General features: G+C 66.5%; 24 protein-coding genes. 9 read left to right on the top strand and 15 right to left on the bottom strand.

Features of this window, described 5'->3' with window-relative positions:
* Window positions 1-2: 2 nt before the first annotated feature.
* From A5696_RS06270 to A5696_RS06285, 4 genes are read right to left on the bottom strand one after another with little or no spacing between them, the layout of a single operon-like run.
* Complete coding sequence (locus A5696_RS06270; RefSeq protein ID WP_369803301.1) at window positions 3-284, bottom strand: cytochrome C oxidase subunit IV family protein; 282 nt, start codon at window positions 282-284, stop codon at window positions 3-5.
* Between the two features lie 6 nt (window positions 285-290).
* The gene (locus tag A5696_RS06275; protein WP_369803302.1) at window positions 291-812 is read right to left on the bottom strand and encodes a cytochrome c oxidase subunit 3; all 522 of its coding nucleotides are present in this window, start codon (window positions 810-812) and stop codon (window positions 291-293) included.
* A 56-nt stretch (window positions 813-868) separates the two neighbouring features.
* On the bottom strand, window positions 869-1693 hold the full coding sequence (locus A5696_RS06280; protein ID WP_067875033.1) for a hypothetical protein: 825 nt from the start codon (window positions 1691-1693) through the stop codon (window positions 869-871).
* Window positions 1690-2469 (bottom strand): hypothetical protein, encoded by a 780-nt coding sequence (locus A5696_RS06285; RefSeq protein ID WP_067875036.1) that lies wholly within the window; start codon window positions 2467-2469, stop codon window positions 1690-1692. The genes A5696_RS06280 and A5696_RS06285 overlap by 4 nt, the downstream gene beginning before the upstream one ends.
* 105 nt (window positions 2470-2574) lie before the next feature.
* Between A5696_RS06285 and A5696_RS06290 the strand changes: the two genes are divergently transcribed.
* Together A5696_RS06290 and A5696_RS06295 are read left to right on the top strand one after the other, a co-directional pair.
* Window positions 2575-3156 carry a TetR/AcrR family transcriptional regulator gene (locus tag A5696_RS06290; protein WP_067875039.1) on the top strand — a complete coding sequence of 194 codons (582 nt, stop codon included), beginning with the start codon at window positions 2575-2577 and terminating at the stop codon, window positions 3154-3156.
* A gap of 60 nt (window positions 3157-3216) precedes the next feature.
* Window positions 3217-3492: a hypothetical protein gene (locus A5696_RS06295; RefSeq protein WP_067875041.1), complete on the top strand. Its 276-nt coding sequence runs from the start codon at window positions 3217-3219 to the stop codon at window positions 3490-3492.
* 6 nt (window positions 3493-3498) lie between these two features.
* Here A5696_RS06295 and A5696_RS06300 read toward each other — a convergent pair whose 3' ends face one another.
* Entirely contained in the window at window positions 3499-3903 is a 405-nt protein-coding gene (locus A5696_RS06300) for a hypothetical protein (protein ID WP_067875044.1), read from the bottom strand.
* 152 nt (window positions 3904-4055) lie between these two features.
* On the opposite strand from A5696_RS06300, the gene A5696_RS06305 reads away from it, so the two are divergent.
* From A5696_RS06305 to A5696_RS06315, 3 genes are all read left to right on the top strand, one after another.
* Window positions 4056-4784: a hypothetical protein gene (locus A5696_RS06305; protein WP_067875047.1), complete on the top strand. Its 729-nt coding sequence runs from the start codon at window positions 4056-4058 to the stop codon at window positions 4782-4784.
* Entirely contained in the window at window positions 4781-5356 is a 576-nt protein-coding gene (locus A5696_RS06310) for a twin-arginine translocation pathway signal (RefSeq protein ID WP_231964245.1), read from the top strand. Before A5696_RS06305 ends, A5696_RS06310 begins: the two co-directional genes overlap by 4 nt.
* A 111-nt stretch (window positions 5357-5467) precedes the next feature.
* On the top strand, window positions 5468-5983 hold the full coding sequence (locus A5696_RS06315) for a hypothetical protein (protein WP_067875282.1): 516 nt from the start codon (window positions 5468-5470) through the stop codon (window positions 5981-5983).
* Between the two features lie 32 nt (window positions 5984-6015).
* On the opposite strand, the gene A5696_RS06320 is transcribed toward A5696_RS06315, so the two are convergent.
* From A5696_RS06320 to A5696_RS06365, 10 genes are all read right to left on the bottom strand, one after another.
* Window positions 6016-7710, bottom strand: coding sequence for an MCE family protein (locus A5696_RS06320; protein ID WP_067875050.1), 1695 nt, complete (start codon window positions 7708-7710; stop codon window positions 6016-6018).
* A complete protein-coding gene (locus tag A5696_RS06325; RefSeq protein WP_082956557.1) occupies window positions 7711-9120 on the bottom strand; it encodes an MCE family protein in 1410 nt (469 codons plus the stop codon). It lies immediately after the preceding gene.
* Window positions 9117-10562 (bottom strand): MCE family protein, encoded by a 1446-nt coding sequence (locus A5696_RS06330; protein ID WP_156738274.1) that lies wholly within the window; start codon window positions 10560-10562, stop codon window positions 9117-9119. The genes A5696_RS06325 and A5696_RS06330 overlap by 4 nt, the downstream gene beginning before the upstream one ends.
* Window positions 10559-11641, bottom strand: coding sequence for an MCE family protein (locus tag A5696_RS06335; protein WP_067875053.1), 1083 nt, complete (start codon window positions 11639-11641; stop codon window positions 10559-10561). Before A5696_RS06335 ends, A5696_RS06330 begins: the two co-directional genes overlap by 4 nt.
* A complete protein-coding gene (locus A5696_RS06340) occupies window positions 11634-12674 on the bottom strand; it encodes an MCE family protein (RefSeq protein WP_067875056.1) in 1041 nt (346 codons plus the stop codon). Before A5696_RS06340 ends, A5696_RS06335 begins: the two co-directional genes overlap by 8 nt.
* Window positions 12671-13948, bottom strand: a complete 1278-nt coding sequence (locus tag A5696_RS06345) for an MCE family protein (protein ID WP_067875059.1) — start codon at window positions 13946-13948, stop codon at window positions 12671-12673. The genes A5696_RS06340 and A5696_RS06345 overlap by 4 nt, the downstream gene beginning before the upstream one ends.
* A 19-nt stretch (window positions 13949-13967) precedes the next feature.
* Window positions 13968-14813: an ABC transporter permease gene (locus A5696_RS06350; RefSeq protein WP_067875291.1), complete on the bottom strand. Its 846-nt coding sequence runs from the start codon at window positions 14811-14813 to the stop codon at window positions 13968-13970.
* A 22-nt stretch (window positions 14814-14835) separates the two neighbouring features.
* Entirely contained in the window at window positions 14836-15651 is an 816-nt protein-coding gene (locus A5696_RS06355; RefSeq protein ID WP_067875062.1) for an ABC transporter permease, read from the bottom strand.
* A 362-nt stretch (window positions 15652-16013) separates the two neighbouring features.
* Window positions 16014-17219 carry a CaiB/BaiF CoA-transferase family protein gene (locus tag A5696_RS06360; protein WP_067875065.1) on the bottom strand — a complete coding sequence of 402 codons (1206 nt, stop codon included), beginning with the start codon at window positions 17217-17219 and terminating at the stop codon, window positions 16014-16016.
* Window positions 17216-18745: an aldehyde dehydrogenase family protein gene (locus tag A5696_RS06365; protein WP_067875068.1), complete on the bottom strand. Its 1530-nt coding sequence runs from the start codon at window positions 18743-18745 to the stop codon at window positions 17216-17218. The genes A5696_RS06360 and A5696_RS06365 overlap by 4 nt, the downstream gene beginning before the upstream one ends.
* Window positions 18746-19039: 294 nt before the next feature.
* On the opposite strand from A5696_RS06365, the gene A5696_RS06370 reads away from it, so the two are divergent.
* The 4 genes from A5696_RS06370 to A5696_RS06385 are packed head-to-tail and all read left to right on the top strand — an operon-like array spanning window position 19040 to window position 22279.
* Window positions 19040-19741, top strand: coding sequence for an SDR family NAD(P)-dependent oxidoreductase (locus A5696_RS06370; RefSeq protein WP_067875071.1), 702 nt, complete (start codon window positions 19040-19042; stop codon window positions 19739-19741).
* 21 nt (window positions 19742-19762) lie between these two features.
* Complete coding sequence (locus tag A5696_RS06375; RefSeq protein ID WP_067875074.1) at window positions 19763-20638, top strand: mycofactocin-coupled SDR family oxidoreductase; 876 nt, start codon at window positions 19763-19765, stop codon at window positions 20636-20638.
* Between the two features lie 43 nt (window positions 20639-20681).
* On the top strand, window positions 20682-20882 hold the full coding sequence (locus A5696_RS06380) for a ferredoxin (RefSeq protein ID WP_067875076.1): 201 nt from the start codon (window positions 20682-20684) through the stop codon (window positions 20880-20882).
* A 14-nt stretch (window positions 20883-20896) separates the two neighbouring features.
* Entirely contained in the window at window positions 20897-22279 is a 1383-nt protein-coding gene (locus A5696_RS06385) for a cytochrome P450 (protein ID WP_067875079.1), read from the top strand.
* Window positions 22280-22325 lie beyond the last annotated feature (46 nt).

A 22325-nucleotide genomic window follows, 5' to 3' on the forward strand; every position in this document is an offset into this window, starting at 1 on the left:
CATCACCGCATCGTCATCCCGGCGAAGTAGCACGCCAGCAGGCTCACGGCGATCAGGATCACCCAGGCGTCCGTCAGGCGGCACAGCAGGGCCGGCGCTTGCCTGACTTCCATGAACTCGCGAAAGATGATGCGCACCTTGATAACCGCGATCACGATGACGCTGGACGTGACCGCCGCGCTGGGCCCGCGCGAACCACCCGCCGAGTGGTCGATCGCCAGGTAGGCCAGCGTGAGCGACGCCAGCACCAGCCAAACCACCAACAGCCGTTTGTTGAATGCGATCACCGGTCACCTCACCACGTACAGCAGCGCGAAGATGAGCACCCACAGGAAATCGACCGTGTGCCAGTAGGTGGCGCAGGTTTCGATGATTTCCTGAGATCGCCGGGCGGTGGTTCGAAGTTGGTAGACGACGACACCCAGCACGAAGAAACCGATCAGCAGGTGCACGAAATGAATTCCGGTGAGGAAGAAGTAGTAGGTGAAGAAGTCGTTGCTGGCGAAGCCGTTTCCCCCGCGGACCAACCGAACCCACTCGAACACCTTGAAGAAGAGGAACACCGCGGCGAAGGCGAAGGTGATGAAGACGTCCCGGAGAGCCGCTCGGTATGCGCCGGCCCGCGACGACTGGACGCAGCGCGCCACCGACCAGGAGCTCAGCAACAACACCAGCGTGTTGACGACCCCGATGCGCAGGTCGAGCTGCGCCTGCGAGTGCAGGAAGAGCTCCGGGCTTCGGCTGCGATAGAACAGGTAGAAGCCGAAATACCCGGTGAAGACCAGCGTTTCGAACAGGACGAACACCCACATGTCGGGCTGGCCGGGCACGAATCGGGCGCGCGTGCTCCGGTCGGCCCCCTCGGTAATCACGCGGGCACCGATTCCCCGGACGGGCGGGCCTTAGACAGCGGGAGCGGCCCGGTGCCGAAGTCCTCGCGCTGGATCAGGCGAAACAGCATCACGATGAACGTGACCTGATAGACGCCGAACACGACCATGTCCAGCCACCAGGCGATCTGACCGTTCCACGCCAGCACGCCCCGCCGGAAGATCCAGCACGGCGCCACCACGACCTCGGTGAGCGCGTTGCACAGGTTGAGGTAGCCGAACCATTTGGGGAATACCCGATTCCGGTCGAGCAGGATCGCGGCCATCCAGATCAGCGAGCCGATCAGGAAAACCCCCATGGTCCCGTCGAAGGACAAGAAGGCGAAATCGTAGAGCCAGCCGAGCGCTTCGGGGTCTCGCTCGGGTCGCAGCGTCCCCACGATCAGCGCGATGTTGAGCAGCAGCATGCCGGGAACGGCGCTGAGCGAGTAGATGACCAGGTACGAATACCCGAACGCCGGGCTGACCGACATTCGCCGCATCGAATACGCGATGAGGGCGTTATTGATCGCGATCATGCCGCCGACAGCGAAGATGATGCCGAAGCCGACCGGTATCCCGAGGTGGCGCTCGTGAAACCAGTGCGCCTGCGTCGCGAGGTCCCAGGTGGGCTGCGGCGGCGGCTGGACCTGCGCCACGATGAAGAACACCGGGAAGAAGAGGGTGTAGAAGACGACGAGCACCGCCCAGGCCAGCCACAACTCGCGCTTGGGGCCGTACCGCAGGTGCCAGCCGAGCCGGCGATGCAACGGCCCCGAAGGCGGCGTGTCTTCGGACGCCGACGGCGTGAGGACTGTCTTCATGCGCCGGCCAGTTCCGTTCCGCGCCTGGCGTTCTCGGCGCGCTCGCGATAAACCGCCCGGCCCAGCGCGACGCCCATCATGACGATCCACACGCCGATGGCAACGTTCTTCACCCAGAACGACAGGACGCCATTCCAGGCCAGCGGGCCCGTCAGGGCCACGCCGACGAACGCCGCGGGCACCAGCGCGGCCGCCACGACCAGGTTGAAATGGGCCACCCAGCGCGGGAAGACGGGGCGCGGCTGATCGTCGAAATAGATTGCCAGGGCGAGGATCACGCTTTGCCCAATGAGAAAGGGAACGAGAATCGTGAACGTTATCCACGCGAAGTCGTTGAGCAACTGGGTCAGCTCGGGGCTGCGTTCGGTGCGGAAGGCGGCCAGCAGCCAGCAGACGTTCGCGATGAGGAAGAGGGTCGGACCGCCGGCCACGCAGCCCAGCAGCGCGTAGGAGAAGATCGGGGTCCGATGGGCCATCCTGCGGACCTGCAGGACGATCAGCGCCAGAATCGGCACCAGGCAAACGCCGAACCAGTTGAACACGATCATGCTGTAGCGGATTTGCGGGAGGTGGGCCGGATCCCGGTAGAACGCGGCCACCTGGTCCGCCGTCATCGTCGGCGACATCGGCGGGTTGAAGCCCGGAAACAGGAAGAAGCAGGCGATCCAGATGATCAGCGTGACGGGCAACGTCCACAACAGGATCAACTCGCCGTCGGTGCGCCGCAATGCCTTTCGCGGGTGGCCGGGAGCGTTGTCGGCGGCGACGCCGGTCATCGGTGACTCCCTCCAGCGCGCCGGTCGGTTGGCCGCGCTCGGCTAGTCAGGAAACTAGCCGATCGGCTAGCCGGGGTCAATAGCCGATCGGCTACGCTTCGGAGTGTGGTTTCACCGCCGACCAGGAGCCGGTTTCGCTTCATCACGCGCAGCGCCGCACAGACGCGCATCCTCGATGCCGCGCTGCAGTTGATCGCCGAGCATGGTGTGGGCGGGACCTCGCTGCAGATGATCGCCGACGCCATCGGGGTCACGAAGGCCGCCGTCTACCACCAGTACAAGACCAAGGAGCAAATCGTCATCGCGCTCACCGAGCGCGAACTCGGCGGTCTCGAGGAGGCCCTGGAGGCGGCGGAAGCGGATGACCATCGGAGCAGGGCCCGGGATGTGCTGCTCGACCGGGTCATCGATGTCGCCGTCGAACGGCGCGGCGCGGCAAGCACATTGCAGTTCGATCCCGTCATCGTGCGGCTGCTGGGTGAGCACGAACCATTCCAGGAATTCATCCAGCGCCTCTACGGTGTGCTGCTCGACGACGCCGCCGAGGACGCGCGGGTGTCGGCGGCGGTGCTGTCGGGGGCCATCGCGGTCGGGGTGGTGTCGCCCTTGGTGGCCGACATCGACGACGACGCCCTGCGTGCCCAGCTGGGGCGCATCACGCGCCGATTGATCGGCGCGCTCGACTGAGGCCGCGAGCTCCGCAAATTTTTTGACCGGTTCGCCGGGCGCTCGGGTACGGTTCTTTTCATGAAGACAGTCGCGCGCGTCGCCGCCGCAGCGATCATCGTCAGCGCCGGCTTGGGCACCACCCCGGTCGCTCAGGCCGACAACCCGCCCTGGCCGTTCGTCGGGTACCACTGGTGCCCGGGCCAGGCGTTTGACCCGTCATGGGGACCCCAATGGGATCCGACCACCTGCCACGACGCGCACCATCGGGACATGGACGGCACGGTCCACAACTTCGACTACTGGGGACCCAGTCCGTTCCAGGACTGGCCGGAGATCCCGAACAACCGGCCCTGACGCTGGCTAAGTGTCGCCGCGCTCCCAAACCTGCGTTCCGTCGTGCGCGTTGCAGACCAGGAACAGGCCGTCCGGCGCCTGCGCGACGTAGTACTCCGGGTAGTCGACGCACGACGAGCCCTCGTCCTTGACCCCGGCCATCGGGGGGGACCGGAACCACCGGGGCTGATAGCGCCTCGGCGAGCCGCAGAACATCAGGCGCCCGGGCTGCGTGGCGAAAGACACGTAGTAGTCGGCGGTTCCGAAGACGTAGTAGGTGGTGTTGTCGCACGGCGCACCGAGCACCTGATGCGGCATGATGCCCGGCGTGCAGTCCGGATAATCGCAATTCACCGGTGCGGCACCGGCCGTCGGCGCCACGCACACGCCGAGGCCCAGAAATGCGGCGACCGCTGCCACGATGAATCGCACGGGATCACTTTAAATTACTTGGCCCACCGCTGGGAATAGAATTCTCCGGCTCCGAGAAGATATGCATCCAATGCGCCTGTCGCCGCCGCCGGCATGCCCGCCTGGCAGTGATAATGTGGCTCTCCTGTAGGCGCGGACGAGGAGGTGATCCAGTGCCTCGGCGCAAGCTTCCCGCTGGGGCCACCGTCGCCGGCTCTCGACCCCTGGTGGCCCCGTCGGCGCCAGCGTCTTCCCCGGTCGGAGAAGCCGCAGAAATCGCCGAGGCCGAAGCCCGTGCCGAAGCCGCGCGCGCCCGGGCGATGCGGTTGCGCCAACAGGCCGAGGCGGCCCTGGGCGATAAATGCGGGAGCCCCGCCGAGGCGACCGAGTCGGCGCCGCGCCGGCGGCGGCTGCGTCGCCCACGCCGGAGGGCCGTGGCCGCGATCGCAGCGGTCGGCGTCGTCTGCGCCTCGTTGGCGGGCAGCGGGTACCTGGTGTGGCATCACCGCGGCGTCGTGCAGCAAAGGCAGCGCAGCTCGGAGTTCGCCGCGGCGGCCCGCAATGCCATCGTGACGATGATGACGATCGATGCGACCAGGGCGCGAGAAGATCTGCAGCGCTTCGTCGACGACACTACCGGGACATTCAAGGTCAGCATCTTGATGGGCGGTGAGGACGCCGTCAAGGCTGTCGAGCAGTCCAAGGTCAGTTCCAAGGGCACGGTGCAAGCCGCGGCTGTGCAGTCCATGAGCCAGGATTCCGCGGTTGTCCTCATCGCGGCGAAGTCCGAGATCACCAAACCCGGTGACCCTAAGCCGGAATCGCGGTCGATGCGGATCGTCGTCACCATCCAGCGCGACAACGGGCAGCTCAAGGTTTCGAGACTCGAGTTCGTCCCGTGACGGTCGACAGCGCGGCGCCCGCAGACGCGACTCCGCAGCCGGCGCCCACCCGCCGAACCGGCGCGATCAGGCGCTGGGCGCGGCGTGGCCTGGCACGGTGGCGTCCAATCCTGTTGACCCTCCTGCTGATTGCCACCCTCGGCAATGCGGCCCGGATATTCTATTTCGACTACAATCCGGATTTGCAGACCGACCGCACCGCGGCGCAACAGGTCATCAGGGCGGCCGGCGATGGTGCGGTGGCATTGCTGTCCTACTCTCCTGAGACTCTTGACCGCGATTTCGCGAACGCCAAATCCCGGCTCACCGAGGATTATCTGGCCTACTACCAACGGTTCGCCGACCAGGTTGTGGAGCCGTCGGCGCAGCGCGGCCAGGTCACGACGACCGCCAGCGTGGTCAAGGCCGCGGTGTCGGAACTGCACCCGAATTCGGCTGTCGTGCTTGTCTTCATCAGGCAGAAGACCACGAGTAGGGCCAAGCCGGAACCGGTGGTGACGTCGAGCAGCCTGAAGGTAACGATGGCAAAGGTAAAAGGATCGTGGCTCATCGATAAATTCGATGTCATGTGAGCGCCTTCCCTGAGCATCGGCTAAACCATTCCGTGACATGCCGCAGCGGTGTTAGTCTGTGAATTCGATTCGCTTGGAATTGGCGGTATTCAGCGCGTCAAGGAGCATATGATGCGTCCGGTAAATATGGCGATCAGCGCAACCCTGGTGGCCGTCGGCGTGGCCGGCGCCGTGCACGCGGCCCCGTCCGCACGGGCCTACGACCCCTCTATCAACGGGAAGTACACGGCCACGGTGGTCGGTGACTGGGCCCGGACGAACGAGGTGTTTCACCAGGAACCGGTGGTGCGAAGCACCTGGACCATCACCACGTCGTGCTCCACGGCCTACCGGTGCGACGGTACGGTCGTCAGCGATCAGGGCTGGACCGCACCGATATTCATGAACGAGGGCTCCACCTGGTTCGTCAAACGCGACATTCCCAATTGGACAACCTGTCCCGACGGCACGTCATTCACCGGTCACGACGTCATCCATTTCTATCCCGCCAACCCGGAGACCGGTGAGAAAGTGAACGGGTCGCCGGTCCTCGCCGGACGGGAACAGACGTCCGGGCCCAGCGGCGCCTGCGGCACCAACAAGCCGCTCTACATCGACCAGCCGTTCCGGCTCGACAAGATCGGATGATCCGGCTCACCTGACCCGGCTTGACGCCGGCATCAGGTGGCGAACAGGTCTTTCCAGGTTTTCGGCGCCTTGGGCGTCGTGGGTGCCGCCAGATCCGACTGGCGGTAAACCTGACCGTCCGGGGTCACGTAGGTGCCGGTGTGCGGGTTGTACTGGGCGATCGCCACCGATGGACCGGCCTGAGATTCATTGTGCCCGAACGCACTTGGCGCCGCCGACGGCGGCGCGGGCGGTGCCGGCGGCGGCGCGGGCGGCGGCGCGCTCGCCGCTGCGGGCGCCGGTGACCCGCCGGGGGAAGCCGGAACATCGATCGGCGCTATGGGTGACACCTCCCCCATTTGCGCCAGCGGGCTGAGCGGCGCCGCCGGCGGCGGCAACGATGAACCCGGGGGCGTTCCGCGCGGGACCGCACCCGGGGGAAGCGGCGTTCCCTCCACCGGCCCGAAGATCCGTTCTCGGTTCCAGTTGACCCGGTCGTCGGGCGGGATGCCCTGCGCGATGAGGTTGGGGTCCAGCGGGTAAGTGCCGAAGACGTGCTGTCGCATCGCCAGCGGCTGGAAAGGCTTGTCGCTCTCGCAGATTTCGACGGTCGGCGCACGTTTCCCGGGCTGCCCCATGCAGGGATAGTTGCGGGCGCCGCGCACCGCGATGGGTGAATCCTGCGGCAGTTTGCAATACAGCCCGTCCGGCGTGTCGATGGTACGGGTGTCGGCCGCCGAACGCCATTGGCTCGGCGGCAGGAAACCGACCGTGCACGCGGGCGGGTCACTGATGATGAGGTTGAAGGCGCCCGTAGCCAACCCGGTCGGGGACTTCGTGCCGACGAACGACTGAATCGCCGCGGTGAACGGCGGCAGCAGGACCAACATCTGCTCGAGTGACGCGTGATAGGTCACGCCGATCTGGCCGATCGTGGTGAGGTTCGCCAGCAGCACCGGCAGCGTCGGCTTGATCTGGTCCAGCAGCCGCGACGCCTCGTCCAGGGCTCCGGGTCCCCGTTGCAGCAGGGTGCGGAACTGCGGGTCGTCTTTCGCCAGCTGTCCACTGAAGCCGGCCAGGCTGCGCGCATAGGTTCGGATCGAATCGGCGGTCTGGGCCTGCGCGTCCAAGAAAGGTCCGGTGTCTTCAGTCAGGCTTCGCGTCCGGTCGGCGACGCCGTTGAGGTCACCCGACAACCTCGACGAACTGTCGAACAGCGACCCGAAATCGTAACCGGCGCCGTTGAATGCGTCGAACGACTCGTCGAGCAGCTGACCGAGCTTCCCCTTGGGAATGCTGTTGATCAACTTGCTGGACTGGTCGAGCACGGGGCCGATCGGCTGGGGGATCGTCGCGTCGTTCGCGGCGATGACCGAGCCGTCGTGGAGGTAGGGCGGTGAGTCGTTCCGCGGCCGCAGATCGACGTAGTACTCGCCCACCGCGGAGATGCTCAGCACCTCCGCCTTCAGGTCCGCCGGGATCTTCGGCGAAGTATCAAGGGACAGAGTGGCTTTCGCGCCGTCGGGGGTCAGACCCACCGCGGTCACCTTGCCGATCTGCACCCCACGGTAGGTCACGTTGGAAAAGCGGTACAGGCCCCCGGTGGCGGGCAGTTTCAGCGTCACGGTCATCTTGCCGATGCCGAGCAATGTCGGGGCCTGGATGTACCACAACGTCATGACGACCACGCCGATGATCCCCACGATCGTGAAGATCGCCAACTGAATGCGGACGAAGCGGGTCAGCATTTACGAGCCCCCGTCCGTCGGCGTCGCGGCGGGCACCGGGGCACCCTGGTCGGCCGGTGGCGCCGGCGCTGCGGATGGCGCCGGGCCCGGCAGCGACGAGGGGCCCTTCTGCGCATCGGGCCCGAGCCACGTCAAGCCCGCGATCAACGGTGACACCGGCGGCGGCGCCGCGGGTGGTGCGTCTCCCGACTGTGGGTTGACCGGCCCTTGCGCCGCGGGCGGCGGTCCCGGCCGGACCGGCGCCCAGGGTGGCGGCGGCCCGAACGGTGCCGGTTCGCCGACCGGCCCGGGCTTCACCAATCCGCCGGGCGCACCGGGTGGGGCGCCGTACCGGAATTGCAGGTACTCCGGATCCGCGGGCCCCGGTACGGCCTCGGCGCCGATCCGTTCCCAGTGCGTGCCCCGCAGGATGCCCTTGCGGAGCCCGGCGTTCGTCAGGTCGATGATGAAATACCCGTTGAGGTAGTCGCCCCGGATGTACCGGTCGATGATGCTCTGGGTCCAGGGGAACGTCGGCGCGTACGCGATGGCGGCGTCGAGATCCGGCCCGATGTCGGCGAGCGCACCGAGCGCCGGCGCGAGATTCTTCAGGTTCGTCACCAGGTCGTCGCCCGCGTCGTTGACGAGTCGGGTCGCGGTGTTGCTGAACGTCCCGAGCTTGTTCAGCGCGGTCGTGATGCGCGGGCGCTCCTTGATGAGCACGTCCAGCGCCGGCGGAATCTTGTACAGCGCCTGGGTGATCACGTCGCGCTGCGCGGCGAACGTGCCGGCCAGGCGATTCAGCGAGCGTATCGACGCGACGAGGTTGTCGCGCTGCTCATCGAGCGTGCCCACGAACCTGTCGAGCCGCTCGAGCAGATCGCGCACCGCGCCTTCGTTTCCGGACAACGCGGCGTTGAAGTTGTGGATGATGTCCCCGAACTGCCCCAGCCCGCCGGCGTTGAGGACCACCGACAGCGACGACAGCGTCTGCTCGGTCGACGGATAGGTGGAGGACCGGTTCAGCGGAATCGTGGCGCCAGGTTGCAGCCGTCCGGTGCCCTGCTGGCCCAGCGGGGGATTCAGCGCCAGGTGCATGGAGCCCAGCAGGCTGGTCTGGCCGACGCTCGCGACCGCGTTGGCCGGGATCACCGTGCCGGGCTTGACCGAGATCTCGACATCGGCGTGCCACCCGCGCACCGTCATCTTGCTGATGCTGCCGACGATGACGTCGTCGATCATCACCGGCGAATTCGGTTCCATCGTCACGACATTGGCGAGCTCGACGTGGTAGGTGTTGGCGCCCGGGCCGCGTCCTACCGCGCCGGGCAGCGGCAGCGAGTTCAGGCCGTTGAATGCACACCCGCTCACGGCGAGCATGACGGCGCAGCCGATGCCGAGCACCCGCCGGATCGCGATCCGGGCGGTCACGGTTGCGCTCCGTCGCCCGGGAGCAGCATGTCCTGAACGTTCGCCGGTGCGGCCGGTGGCGACGAGGCCGGCGGCGGCGGGACGGGCGGCGGTTCGCCCGGTGGGGGCTCCGGCATCGCCGCGCCGGGTATCCGCCCCAGCGGCACCGAACCCGGCGGCCCGACGGGGTCGCCCGGCAGCCCGGTGTACGCGGACACGGCCGGCGGCAGCAACGGCGGGCCGGGCCGGGGGCCCTCCCCGCCGGGCTTGAGCCGGTCCTCGCTGTAGACGACGTTTTGCGGGGCAAAGGACGGGGCGAGGATCGGGTTGACCGGAATCGGGAGGTAGTTGAAGTTGACGATGAAGTTCGGGTTGAACACCTTCAGCGCCGGGCTCAGATACAGGCCGCACAGCTTGCCCGTCTCGACGGCGGTGACGTTCTCGATGGCGCCGATGCCCGCGCACCAGGCATACGTCGGGTTGGTGAAGTTCTGCAGGCCGACCCCGCCGCGGATGTTCCCGGTGTCCGGGTCGTAGGCGTTGTAGGCGTTGGCCAGCGCGGTCGGCGAGATGTGCAGCACGTTTTTCAACGCCATCTTCTGGTCGACGAGTATCTGTGTGAGGTCGGCCAACCGCGCGACCTGTTCGGAGGTCGCATCGCGACTGCCCGCGATGAACCGCTGCACGTCACCGACCGCGCTCGCCAGGTCCGTCAGGGCCGCATCCAGATCGGACCTGTTGTCGTCGAGCACGCTGGTCAGCGTCGCCAGCCGATTGTCGAACTGCACGATCTGGACGTTGCTGTCGCGCAGCGCCCCGACGAAGGTCTGCAGGTTCTTGATGATGTCGACGAGATTGCCGCTGCCCTCGGCGAAGATCCGGGCCACCCCGGACAGTTGCGCCAGCGTCTGGCGCAACTTCTCGCCGTTGCCGCCACCGAGCGCGTCGGCGGCGCTGTCGATGAACCGCGACACCGCCGGGGTGGAAACCTTGCTGTTGGGACCCAATTCCGTTGCCAGACGCATCAATTGCGTTTTGACCTCGTCCCATTCGACCGGCACCGCCGTCCGTTCGACAGGGATCACCGCGCCGTCACGCATGGTGGGGCCGCTCGACCGGTAGGCCGGCGTGAGCTGCACGTAGCGCGCCGCCACGAGATTTTGGGCGACGATCACCGCCTTCGCGTCCGCCGGGATGGGGACCCCGCGATCGACGTGCATCACCATCTTGGCCCGGGTCCCCTGCGGCTGAATGGACGCGATGGTGCCGACCTTCATGCCGGACACCCGCACGTCGTCGCCCGGATAGATCGCCGTGGCGGTCGGGAAGTAGGCGGTGATCGTCGTCGGGCGAAAGAAGGTGTTGCGGGTGGCGATCGCCGCGCCGACGACCAAGATCCCCGCCAGCGCGATCGCCAGCCCCACCTTGAGCTTGTTGCGCGGAATCGCCCCGAGCCCGGTCACGGCCGCCCTCCCGGGTCCTGGTTGAACGGCCACGGGAAGAACGCCCGCGGGCCGGCGGTGTCCGGTGGTTGACCGGGCGCGCCGTAGGCGCGGAACCCGAAGGCATAGTCGAACAACCACTGGAAGAATTCCAGCTGGAAAAGGTTGGGAATGAACGGGTTGTAGTAGTAGCCGCTGGAAACGGTCTCGCCCTGCGTCAGCTCGTACTTCGCCAGTCCCGGAAGGGCTTTGGCGAGATTGTCGCGGTTCTTTTCCAGCATCGCCGTCACGGAGTTGAGCTTCTCCAGCGTCGGCGCCAGCTTCGCCTCGTTGTCATGCACCACGCCGGACAGCTGCTTGGCCACCGCGGACGTGCTGGCCAGCAGCCGCACGATCGCCTGCCGCCGCGCCACCAGCATCGACAACAAGTCGTTGGCGTTGAGGATCAGGGTGTTGAGCTGCTGGCTGCGTTGCCCGAGCACGCCGGTGACGTCGGCGGCGCCCTTGAGCAGCTGACCGAGCGTCTGGTTGCGGGCGTTGAGCGTCTGGGACAGCCGGCTGATCCCGTCGAACGCGGGACCCAGTTGCGGCGCAACCTGATTCAGGGTCGCCGACAGCGTGTCAAGGGACTGGTTGAGCGACTCGGTGTTGGTGCCCTGGAGGTCGGTCGTGAGGTCGCTCACCGCCTCGGACAGCGAGTAGGGGGAGGAAGTGCGCGATGCCGGGATGACGGCCATCGGATGCAGATTGCCGGTGCCCGCGGAGTCGATGGTGAGCACCCGCTGGCCCAACAGTGAACCGGTCTTGATGTGCGCGGTGCTGGCCGAGCCGAGCAGCACGTTGCCCTTGGCGGTGAACGTCACCAGGACGTCGCCGTTCTGCAGCGACATGCCCGTCACGCTGCCGACCTTGATTCCCGAGATGGTCACGTCATTGCCCAGCGCGAGGCCGCCGGCGTCGGCGAACAGCGCCTGGTAGCGGACCGTGGTGGCCCGCTGCACCAGCTGATCGGGGTTCAACCCGACGGCGATGACCAGCGCGATCAGGACGGCGCCGATGAATCCGGCCTTGATGAGGCCCGCTCCGCGATACTTATTCATCGGGATCCTTCGGTTCCGCGCAGCGCCCGGTGGTTTGGTGCTTGATGCCCACTTCCACGGTCCGGTACTGCAGATCGGACACCCGCAGCGCCAGCCCGCACAGGTAGTAGGGGAACCAGGCGCCGTAGGAACCGAGCCTGAGCAGTTTGCGGTAGTTGTGCGGCAACTTGTGCAGCGAGGTGTCGATGAGGTTCTTGTCCTGGTCGAGCAGTGGGGCCAGCCGGCTCGTTTGGTCCACCGTCGCGGCCAGCGGCGGGCGGGCGCGGGTGAGCAGATCGGCGATGGATGCGGTCCCGTTGTCCAGGGCGGTGATCGCGGTGCCTATGGTGTCACGGTCCTGGTCGAATCCACTGACCAGTTTCTCCAGGCGGTCGATGGCGCCGGAGAACTTGCTGCCGTCCTTGTCGACGGTGGCCACCACGGTATTGAGGTTGTCGATCAGTTCCTGCACGGTTTGGTTGTTGTCCGCCAGCGTGTTGGAAAACGACGTCGACTTCGACAGCAGCGACTGCAGGGTTCCGCCCTCGCCCTGGAAGACCTGGATGAGCGCCGCGCTGAGCGCGTTGACGTCTTGCGGATTGAGGCCCTGGGTAACGGGTTTCAGCCCACCGAGCAGCAGATCGATGTCGAGGGCCGGCGCGGTGCGATCGAGTGGGATCTGCGCCCCGGCCGGCAGCACCTTGGTGGATCCGGGGCCCTCGGTCAGCTCGAGGTAGCGATCACCAACCAGGTTGAGGTAGCGAACCTGGGCGCGGGTGCCGGTGGTGAGGACCACGCTGCGGTCGGCGTCGAATTTCACCTCGACTTTCTTGTCGGCGCGCAGGCTGACGCTGTTGACCGTGCCCACCCGAATCCCGGCCACGCGCACCGTCTGTCCGGGTTTGAGCCGCGACACGTCGGTGAAGAGCGCCGAATACCCGTTCGTCGAACCGGTGGTGTACTGCCCGAAGATGAAGAACAAGAACACGGTCAGCAGAACCATCACGGTGGCGAACGCTCCGAACTTGAGGATCATCCCGCGCGAGCCGGTCATCCGGGCATTCCGATCTGCATGGTGTTGCGGGGCGGCCCATCGATCGGCCCGTACAGCAGCTGCTTGAGCGCGTCGGAGTTGAGCAGCAGTTGCTGGTTGCCGTACTGCGTCGGGTTGGAGCCGTTGTCCGTCACCACGAACGGCGGCGCGACGTCGAAGGGCACCGTCGGGAGATCCATGCACTGCGGACCGCCGGTGGCGGCGACCTTGGGCAGGTTGGACGGGTAGCGGTAGCGCTCGGCGCCGAGGCCGAGGACGACGGTGACCTTGACCATCGGCTCGGGCAGGTCCGGCGCGTGCAGGTTCCCCAGCGACCCGGCTATGCCGCAGTACAGCGCCTGGTGGTACTGGCTGAGCAGATCGGTGGTGGGAACCAGCAGATGCAGGACATCGGTCAGCGCTTGCCTGTTGCCGCCCACCACGTCATTGCCCATGTCCGCCAAGCCGATCGCACTGATCAGGAAGGCATCCAGGTTCTGCTGCTCGTCGACGATCGACTTGCTGATCCGCACGGCGTTGTCGGCCGTGGCGAGCAGGTGCGGCGCCGCGTCGGCGTAGGCGTCGCTCACCGCGGGCAGGGTCTCGAGGTCGTGCCGCAGCGCCGGAAGGCTTTGCTCCTGGGTGGCGAGGAAGGAATCCAGGTCGCGCAGCATCTGGCCGATCTTGTGGCCGCGGCCGTTGACCGCGGACGCTATCGCGCCGAGGGTCTCGTTGAGCTTGGCCGGGTCGATCGTCGACAGCAGCGACGTGAGTTGCTGGAATACCGTGTTGATTTCGACGGTGACGTGCTTGCCCTCGAGCACCTGGCCCGCGTGCAGCGGCTGCGCCGACGGCTCGGCCGGCGGCACCAGCTCAACGAACTTGGCGCCGAACACCGTCGTCGATGCGATGTCGACGAGCACGTTGGCCGGGATGAAGTGCATCTGCGCCGGCTGCATCGCAAGGTGCAGCACGGCTTCGCCGTTCGGCCGCGTGTCGATCGAGGCGACCTTGCCCACCTCGACGCCGCGCATCTTCACCTTGGCATCCGGGTTCATCACCAGGCCCGCGCGCGGCGAGACGACGGTGACGGGCACGCTGGTGGTGAAGGAGCCCTGGAACAGCCCGATCGCGACGGCGAAGATCAGGCCGATCAGCACGATGGTCACCAGCCCCGCCAGGGGTCGCGCGTATGACTGCGCGCCGAAGTGGCGGCCGGGTGAGGCGGCGACAGGCCGTGCGGCGCTGGTGGTTTCGGAGCGGTGGATGGGGCCCGGCCCGAGGTTTTGCGTCACTGTCCGTTCACCACCCTCCCTAGCCCGACAGGTTGAAGTTGCCGTTGGTGCCGTAGATGGACAGCGACACGAGCAGCGTCACCGACACGACCACGATCAACGAGGTTCGCACCGCGTTACCGGTCGCGACGCCGACGCCGGCGGGTCCGCCCGAAGCAAAGTAGCCGAAATACGTGTGGATCAACAAGATCGTGATCGCCATCAGAACGGCCTGCAGGAAGGACCACAACAGGTCGATCGGGTTGAGGAACGTCGAGAAGTAGTGCTGATACAGGCCGCTCGATTGGCCGAACAGCACCACGGTCGTGAATTGGCTGGCGAGGAACGACAGGATGACGGCGATGGAATACAGCGGCGTGATCGCGATCATCCCGGCAGCGATCCTGGTGCTGACCAGGTACGAAATCGGCCGGATGGCCATGGATTCCAGCGCGTCGATCTCTTCATTGATCCGCATGGCACCGAGCTGCGCGGTCACGCCGGCGCCGAACGTGGCGGCCAGGCCGATGCCCGCGACGATGGGCGCCGCGATTCGAACGTTGATGAAGGCAGCCAAGAACCCGGTCAGCGCCTCGATGCCGATGTTGCCCAGCGAGCTGTAGCCCTGGACCGCCAGGGTGCCGCCCGCGGCCAGCGTCAAGAAGCCGACGATCACCAGCGTGCCACCGATCATGGCCAAAGTTCCCGCGCCCATGCTGATCTCGGCGATCAGCCGGATCACCTCCCGCCGGTAGTGGCGGACCGCGAACGGGACTCCGGCAAGGGCCTGCCCGTAAAACAGGGTGTGGTCGCCGATTCGGCTCAGGGTGGCGACCGGCTTGTCGAGTTGTCGCGTCAGGCGCGGGTAGGTGGCGCGTAGCGTGATCACGGTTTGTCCCTATACCTCCTCAGTGGCCCTTGGTCGACATTCGGATGCCGATGGCGGTGACAACCACATTCACGACGAACAGCGACATGAACGCATACACGACCGTCTCGTTGACCGCGTTGCCGACGGCCTTGGCACCGCCGGAGACCGTGAGCCCCCGGTAGCAGGCGACCAACCCGGCGATCAGGCCGAAAAGCGCTGCCTTGACGCACGAAATGATCACCTCGGGCACGCCGGTCAGCAGGGTGATGCCCGCGGCGAACGCCCCGGGATTGACGTCTTGGACGAACACCGAAAAGACGTAGCCGCCCACGATGCCGATGATGACCACGAGGCTGTTCAGCAGCAGGGCCACCAGGCCCGAGGCCAGCATGCGCGGGGTCACCAGGCGCTGCACCGGATTGATGCCCAGCACCTCCATGGCGTCGATCTCCTCGCGGATCGTCCGCGAACCCAGGTCCGCGCACATCGCCGTGGAGCCGGCACCCGCCACGATCAACACGGTCACCAGCGGACCGACCTGGGTCACCGCGCCGAAAGCCGCACCGGCGCCGGACAAATCCGCCGCGCCCAGTTCGCGCAACAGGATGTTGAGCGTGAAGCTGACCAGGACGGTGAACGGGATGGCGACCAGCAGCGTGGGCGCCAGCGCGACGCGCGCGATGAACCACGACTGCTCCAGGAACTCGCGCCACTGCCAGGGCCGGCGGAACGCGAACTTGATCGCGTCGGCCGACATCGCGAACAGGCCGCCGACCGCTTCCATCGGCTTGGAACCCCGGCCGAGCGAGATGCCGCCGGTCCAGCGCTCCGGGCCCGCCCGCTTAACCGCCATGAGACCAAAGCCCTTCGCACTTTTCGAGACGGGTAGTCTTGTTCCGGTTCGCCGGCTGCTGTACGTTCGAGTGAGCAGGCGACCATGAATGCGCGCCGCCGATGGTGAAATGTCTAGCAGGCAGCCATGTTCCGGCGTCGACCGTCGGCGTGGCAACCGCTACCATCCTCACGCCAGACCTCCGTTCTGTCGCGTGAGTTGGCGCTCCAAAACGAGGGGCCCGGTGTCTTGAAGCGTCCGGCGATTATGACTCATGCCGCGTCCCGTTGGAATGAAAAATCTAAAACCGTTATCGGAGCTCCCTTCGAGTGAAAAGCGCCATTCGGCTTTGACATTTGACACAGTTCCGGTCCCGTTAGCACTCAGGTGACGGCGCCGGCCGTCTTGAGTTCGATGATGCGGTCCCAATCGAGCCCGATTTCCATCAGGATCTCGTCGGTCTGCTCGGCGAATCCGGGCGCGGGGCCGGTGCGCGGCGCCGTGACATCGAACTGGACCGGGTTGGCGACCAGGTCGAGTTCACCGGCGTGCACCAGGTACTCGTTGGCGCGGATCTGTGCGTCGTCGACCGCCTGCAGGGTGTCCTGCACGGGCGCCCACGGCCCGGCCAGCGTGGCGAACCGCTCGCTCCACTCGGCAAGGGTGCGGGTCGCGATCACCTTGGTCAAGATCTCGACCGCATCAGCGGTGTTGGCCGCGATCGACTCGACGGTAGCGAAGCGCGGATCTTCGGCCAGGTCCGGCAGGTCGACGTGTTGGCACACGTCCGCCCAGAACTTGGTGGGCTGCATCATCACGAAGGAGATGTACCGGCCGTCGGATGTGGTGTAGAGGCCCACCAACGGATTGTTCGGCGCGCCGTGCACACCGGGTGGCGGCGCTTCCATCCGCTGGCCCAGATGCTTTGTCAGCGCGACCGTGTGTCCCATGGACCACAGGCCGCTGCCCAGCAGCGACACGTCGACGACCGACGGTTCGCCGGTGCGTTCGCGCTTGAGCAACGCCGCTGCGATGCCGCCGGCGAGGTTGGTGCCGGAGATGGTGTCGCCGTAGGCCGGTCCGGGCGGCGCGATCATGCCGGGCATGCCCGCCGGGGTGATGGTGGCGGCGGTGCCGGCGCGGCACCAGAACGCGGTCATGTCGTAGCCGCCCTTTTCCGACTCGGCGCCCCGCGGGCCGAGCGCGCTGCCGCGGGCGTAGACGATGTTCGGGTTGACCGCGCGAATGTCGTCGACGTCGATGCCGAACTTCTTCCGGTGAGCGGGAAGGAAGCTCGTCAGGAAAACGTCGGCTCGGCGCGCCAGCTCGTAGAGCACGTCCTTGCCCTCGGGGACCGACATGTCCAGCCCGATGCTGCGCTTGCCGCGGTTGGCGTGTTCGATGTTGGGGTTCGGGTCGCCCTCGACCCGCAGCATGCCGGTCTGCCGCAGTCCCCGTTGCGGGTCCCCGGTGACGGCGTGCTCGACCTTGATGACGTCGGCTCCCCATTCGGCGAGCACCGCTCCCGCCGACGGGACGAAGCCGTACATCGCGACCTCCAGGACGCGGATGCCCTCGAGCGGCCTCACGCCGGAGTCCCCACGACCGGGACGGCGAAAGTCTTGCTTTCCAGGAATTCCTCCATGCCGGCCACGCCCATCTCGCGGCCGATGCCGGACTGCTTGAACCCGCCGAACGGGCTGTCGGCCCCGAAGTAGTTGCCGCCGTTGACCGAAAACGATCCGGCCCGGATCCGCCGCGCGACCGCCAGCGCCCGGTCCTGGTCGCGGCTGAACACCGCGCCGGCCAGCCCGTAGATCGAGTTGTTGGCGATGCGCACTGCGTCGTCGTCATCGTCGAAGCCGATGACGACGAGCACCGGCCCGAAGACCTCGTCCTGGGCGATCTCACTGTCGGGGTCGACGTCGGTCAGCAGTGTGGGCGCATAGAAGTAGCCCGGATCCAACCGCTTGCCGCCGGTGACCAGGGTCGCACCGGCGGCGATCGCGCGCTGGACCATGGCGTCGACTTTGTCGCGCTGGCGCTCGTTGATCAGCGGCCCCATGAACGTCTTCGGATCGGCCGGATCCCCGTGGCGCACCTTGGCGAAGTTCTGCGCGATCAGCGCGACGATCTCGTCGTGGTGCGACTTGGGCACCAGCAGCCGGGACGTGAGCGCGCAGCCCTGGCCGGCGTGGGTCGCCATGCTGAAGGCGGCGAACATGGCGGCGCCGGCGAAGTCGGCGTCGTCGAGCATGATCACGGCCGACTTGCCGCCCAACTCGAGGAAGACGCGTTTCACGGTCTCGCTCGCGGCCGCCATGATCTTTCGGCCGACGGCGGTCGACCCGGTGAAGCTGACCACGTCGACGTCGGGGCTCGTGGTCAGCGCGACCCCGGCGGCGGCGTCCGACGACGTGAGCACGTTGACCACGCCCGGCGGGATGTCGGTGTGGTTGGCGATCAACTCACCGAGAGCCAGCGTGATCAGCGGGGTGTCCGGGGCGCCCTTGAGCACCACGGTGCAGCCCGCGGCCAGGGCAGGGGCCAGCTTGGCCAGCGCGAGTTGATTCGGATAGTTGTAGGCGATGATGGCACCCACCACCCCGGCGGCTTCCTTATCCACCCAGCGGTGGTGCCGCATGCCCCGCGACTCGACCTCGCCGAGGTCTTCCGAGAACTGATAGGTGCGCAACAGGTCGGCGTAGAAACGCACGATCTTGATCGGGTCGTCGAGTTGAGCGCCGTGGGTCAGCGCGCGGGTGGCGCCGACTTCCGCGATGGTCAATTCACGAAGCTCCTCGGCATGGTCGACGAGCGCCCGGTGCAACTGGTCGAGGCAGCGGGCCCGCGCCTCGACGTCGGTCGGCCAGCTCGTCGTGTCGAACGCACGCCTTGCCGCCGCAATCGCCGCTTCGGCCTGGATGGCGTCGGCGTCGGGAGCGTGCCCGATGACGGCGCCGGTGGCCGGATTGATCGAGGGGAAAGTCGCCTCGGCGGTGACGAGCCGGCCGTCGATGAGCAGCCGGCGGTCGGCCGGTGGCTGGGGCGCGGCAGCCGCGATGGTCACTGAGGTGGTCCCCAAGGCGGCGTCTGCCGTGTCCTGCACTGGCATCCCCTACTTCCCTGCTGTGGTGACGGTCACGATAATTTGATTCTCGTCTCCGGCGAATCTTACATTCGAGTCTCGATAATTCAAGAAACTCTCAGGAATGGGACAGGGCCACCGACCAGCGGCGTTGCCGCGGAGGCGTTGCGGCAGACGACCTCTCGGCGCAGGCCGAAGACGGTTTTAGACCCGTGTTGCATGCCGCTCCGCGGCGAGAGTAAGGTTCTCATAATTGCAAGGGAGATTCTTTGTGACTGAGACGGCCACATTTGGAGTCGAAGCCCGCGTGGTGTCGGCCGCGTGAAGACCGCCGTTGTCACCGGTGGCGGATCCGGCATCGGTCAAGCGGTCGCGCAGCGCCTGCGCGCCGATGGCCTCGACGTCGCGACGATCGACCTCCGGCCGTCCGAAGCCGATTTCGCCTTCACCGCCGACGTCACCGACCGATCCCAGGTCGATGCCGCGCTGGCGGCGATCCGCGCCCGGCTCGGGCCGGTGACGGTTTTGGTGAACGCCGCCGGCCTGGACGGCTTCAAGCGCTTCGGCAACATCACCTTCGCGGACTGGCAGCGCGTGATCGACGTCAACCTCAACGGCGTCTTCCACACGATTCAGGCGGTGCTGCCCGACATGGTCGAGGCCGGGTGGGGCCGGATCGTCAACATCTCCTCGTCGAGCACGCACTCCGGCGCCCCCTACATGAGCCACTACGTGGCGGCCAAGTCCGCGGTCAACGGCCTGACGAAATCGCTGGCGCTCGAATACGGGCCCAGCGGCATCACCGTCAACGCCGTGCCGCCGGGATTCATCGATACCCCTATGTTGCGCGCCGCCGAACAAAACGGGTTCCTCGGCAACGTCGAGGAGACGATCGCCCGAACCCCGGTGCGCCGGATGGGCAAGCCGGAAGACATCGCGGCGGCATGCGCCTTTCTGATTTCCGAGGAGGCCGGCTACATCACCGGTCAGATCTTGGGCGTCAACGGCGGCCGAAACACCTGAGCATCGATTAGAGGAGAGACAGTGGCAGACGGCGCACCAGGGCGCGTTGAGGGCAAGGTCGCCTTCGTCACCGGCGCGGCCCGCGGCCAGGGCCGCAGCCACGCCGTGCGGCTGGCCGAGGAGGGCGCCGACATCATCGCCGTCGACGTGTGCCGTGACATCGACACCATCGGCTACCCGATGGCGGCACCGGAAGACCTGGACGAGACCGCCCGGCTCGTCGAGAAGACCGGCCGGTCGGCGGTCATCGCCCAGGCCGACGTGCGCGATGCGGCGCAACTGCGCGCCGCGCTGGACGACGGCGTCCGCGAGTTGGGCGGGCTCGACATCGTCGTCGCGCAGGCCGGCGTCGCCGGCATGAGGGGGCGACCTCCCCTGCAGGCGTGGTGCGACGTCATCAACACCAATCTCATCGGCACCATCAACGCCATCCAGGTCGCGCTGCCGCACCTGGGTGCGGGCGCCTCGATCATCGCCACCGGATCCACCGCCGCGCTGATGGACACCGCCAAGAAGGACAACCCCGGCAACGACCCGGGCGGCATGGCCTACATCCACTCCAAGCGGGCGCTGTCGCACTACGTCCACGACCTGGCGACCGAGCTCGCCCCGATGGGTATCCGCGCCAACGTCATTCACCCGACCAACACGAACACCCCGATGCTGCAAAGCGAGCCGATGTACCGCTCGTTCCGGCCGGACCTCGAACACCCGACCCGCGCCGACGCCGAGCCGGTTTTCGGCGTGCAACAGGCGATGAGAATTCCCTATGTCGAACCCGAGGACATCAGCAATGCCGTCTTGTGGTTGGCCTCCGAGGAGGCCAGGTACGTGACGGGCGTGCAGTTGCGCGTCGACGCCGGCGGCTACCTCAAGTGGTACGACCACGACAATTGAGAATGCGACAACTTGAGCCACCGACGATTTCGAAGGAGACACCGTGAAGGTCTGGGTTGATCCGGAACGCTGCCAGGGCCACACCCTCTGCTCGATGATCGCTCCGGAGTCCTTTCAGCTCAGCGACATCGACGGCAGTTCGTCGGCGATCGACGAGGTGGTGCCGGCCGACAAGGAGGACCAGGTCCGCGAAGCCGCCCACTCCTGCCCGGAGCAGGCCATCATCATCACGGATGAAACGTAAAGGGAGACAGCGCCTTGAGTGTCGACGACAGCGTTGATGACCAAGTCAGCGACAGCGACAGCGACCGTAAGCGGAACCGGTATCACTTCGATCGGCACTCCGCGGAGTACCGATCGAAGTTCAAGGACATCACCGAGGAGATGCATGCCCGGTGCCCGATGGCCTGGAGCGACACCTACGGCGGGCACTGGGTGGCGGCCGGCAGCCACGAGGTCTTCGAGCTCGCCCGCTGCCCGGCGGTCTCCAACGATCACGACGTCAACAACGAACGCCGCGGCTACAAGGGCATTTCGATCCCGACGGCCAGTCGCATCAACGGCATCCGGGGCGGCATCCTCGAGATGGACAACCCCGAACACAAGACCTACCGCTCGGTGCTCAATCCCTATCTGTCGCCGGCCGCGGTCAAGCGCTGGGAGCCGTTCATCGACGACGTGACGCGCGCCTGCCTCGACGAGAAGATCGAGGAAGGCCGCATCGACTTCGTCGACGACCTGGCGAACATCGTGCCGGCCGTGCTGACGCTCGCGATGATGGGCATCCCGCTGAAAAACTGGCAGATGTACAGCGAGCCAACGCATGCCGCGGTGTATACCCCGGAGCACTCCCCGGACATCCAACGGGTCACCGAGATGCACCGGCAGATGGGGATCGACCTGATCAACAACATGATCGAGATCCGCAACAATCCGCGGCCCGGCCTGGTCAATGCCCTGCTCGAGATGCGGATCGACGGTGAGCCGGCGCCCGATCTGGAGATCATCGGAAACCTCGGACTGATCATCGGCGGCGGTTTCGACACCACCACGGCGCTGACCGCCCATTCGCTGGAATGGCTTTCGGAGCACCCCGACAAGCGCGAACTGCTCAGCAAGCAACGCGAAACGCTGCTGGACCCCGCGACCGAGGAGTTTCTGCGCTATTTCACCCCGGCGCCGGGTGATGGCAGGACCTTCTCCGATGACGTCGAGCTCGACGGCATCAAGTTCAAAGAGGGTGAGCGGCTCTGGATTTCGTGGGCGATGGCCAACCGCGACCCCGCGGTGTTTCACGATCCCGACGACATCATCCTCGACCGCAAAGGCAACCGGCACTTCAGCTTTGGGCTCGGCCTGCACCGATGCGCCGGATCAAACGTGGCGCGCACCGTGTTCAAGTCCATGCTCACGGCGGTTCTCGACCGGATGCCCGACTACCGATGCGACCCCGAGGGCACCGTCCACTACGAGACCATCGGCGTCATCCAGGGCATGCGCAAGCTGCCGGCCACCTTCACGCCCGGCAACAGGATCGGCGCGGGCCTCGCGGATACGCTGGACAAACTGCAGCGCGTCTGCGACGAGCAGGAACTGGCCAGGCCGATCACCGAGCGCAAGGAAGCCGCCGTCATCGATTAGCCGCGTTTCTCTCGCGAGCAGACGCAAAAGCCCCCACATCCTCGGC

Origin of the sequence: Mycobacterium sp. E2699 (assembly GCF_001666745.1) — a bacterium.
Lineage (GTDB): Bacteria > Actinomycetota > Actinomycetes > Mycobacteriales > Mycobacteriaceae > Mycobacterium.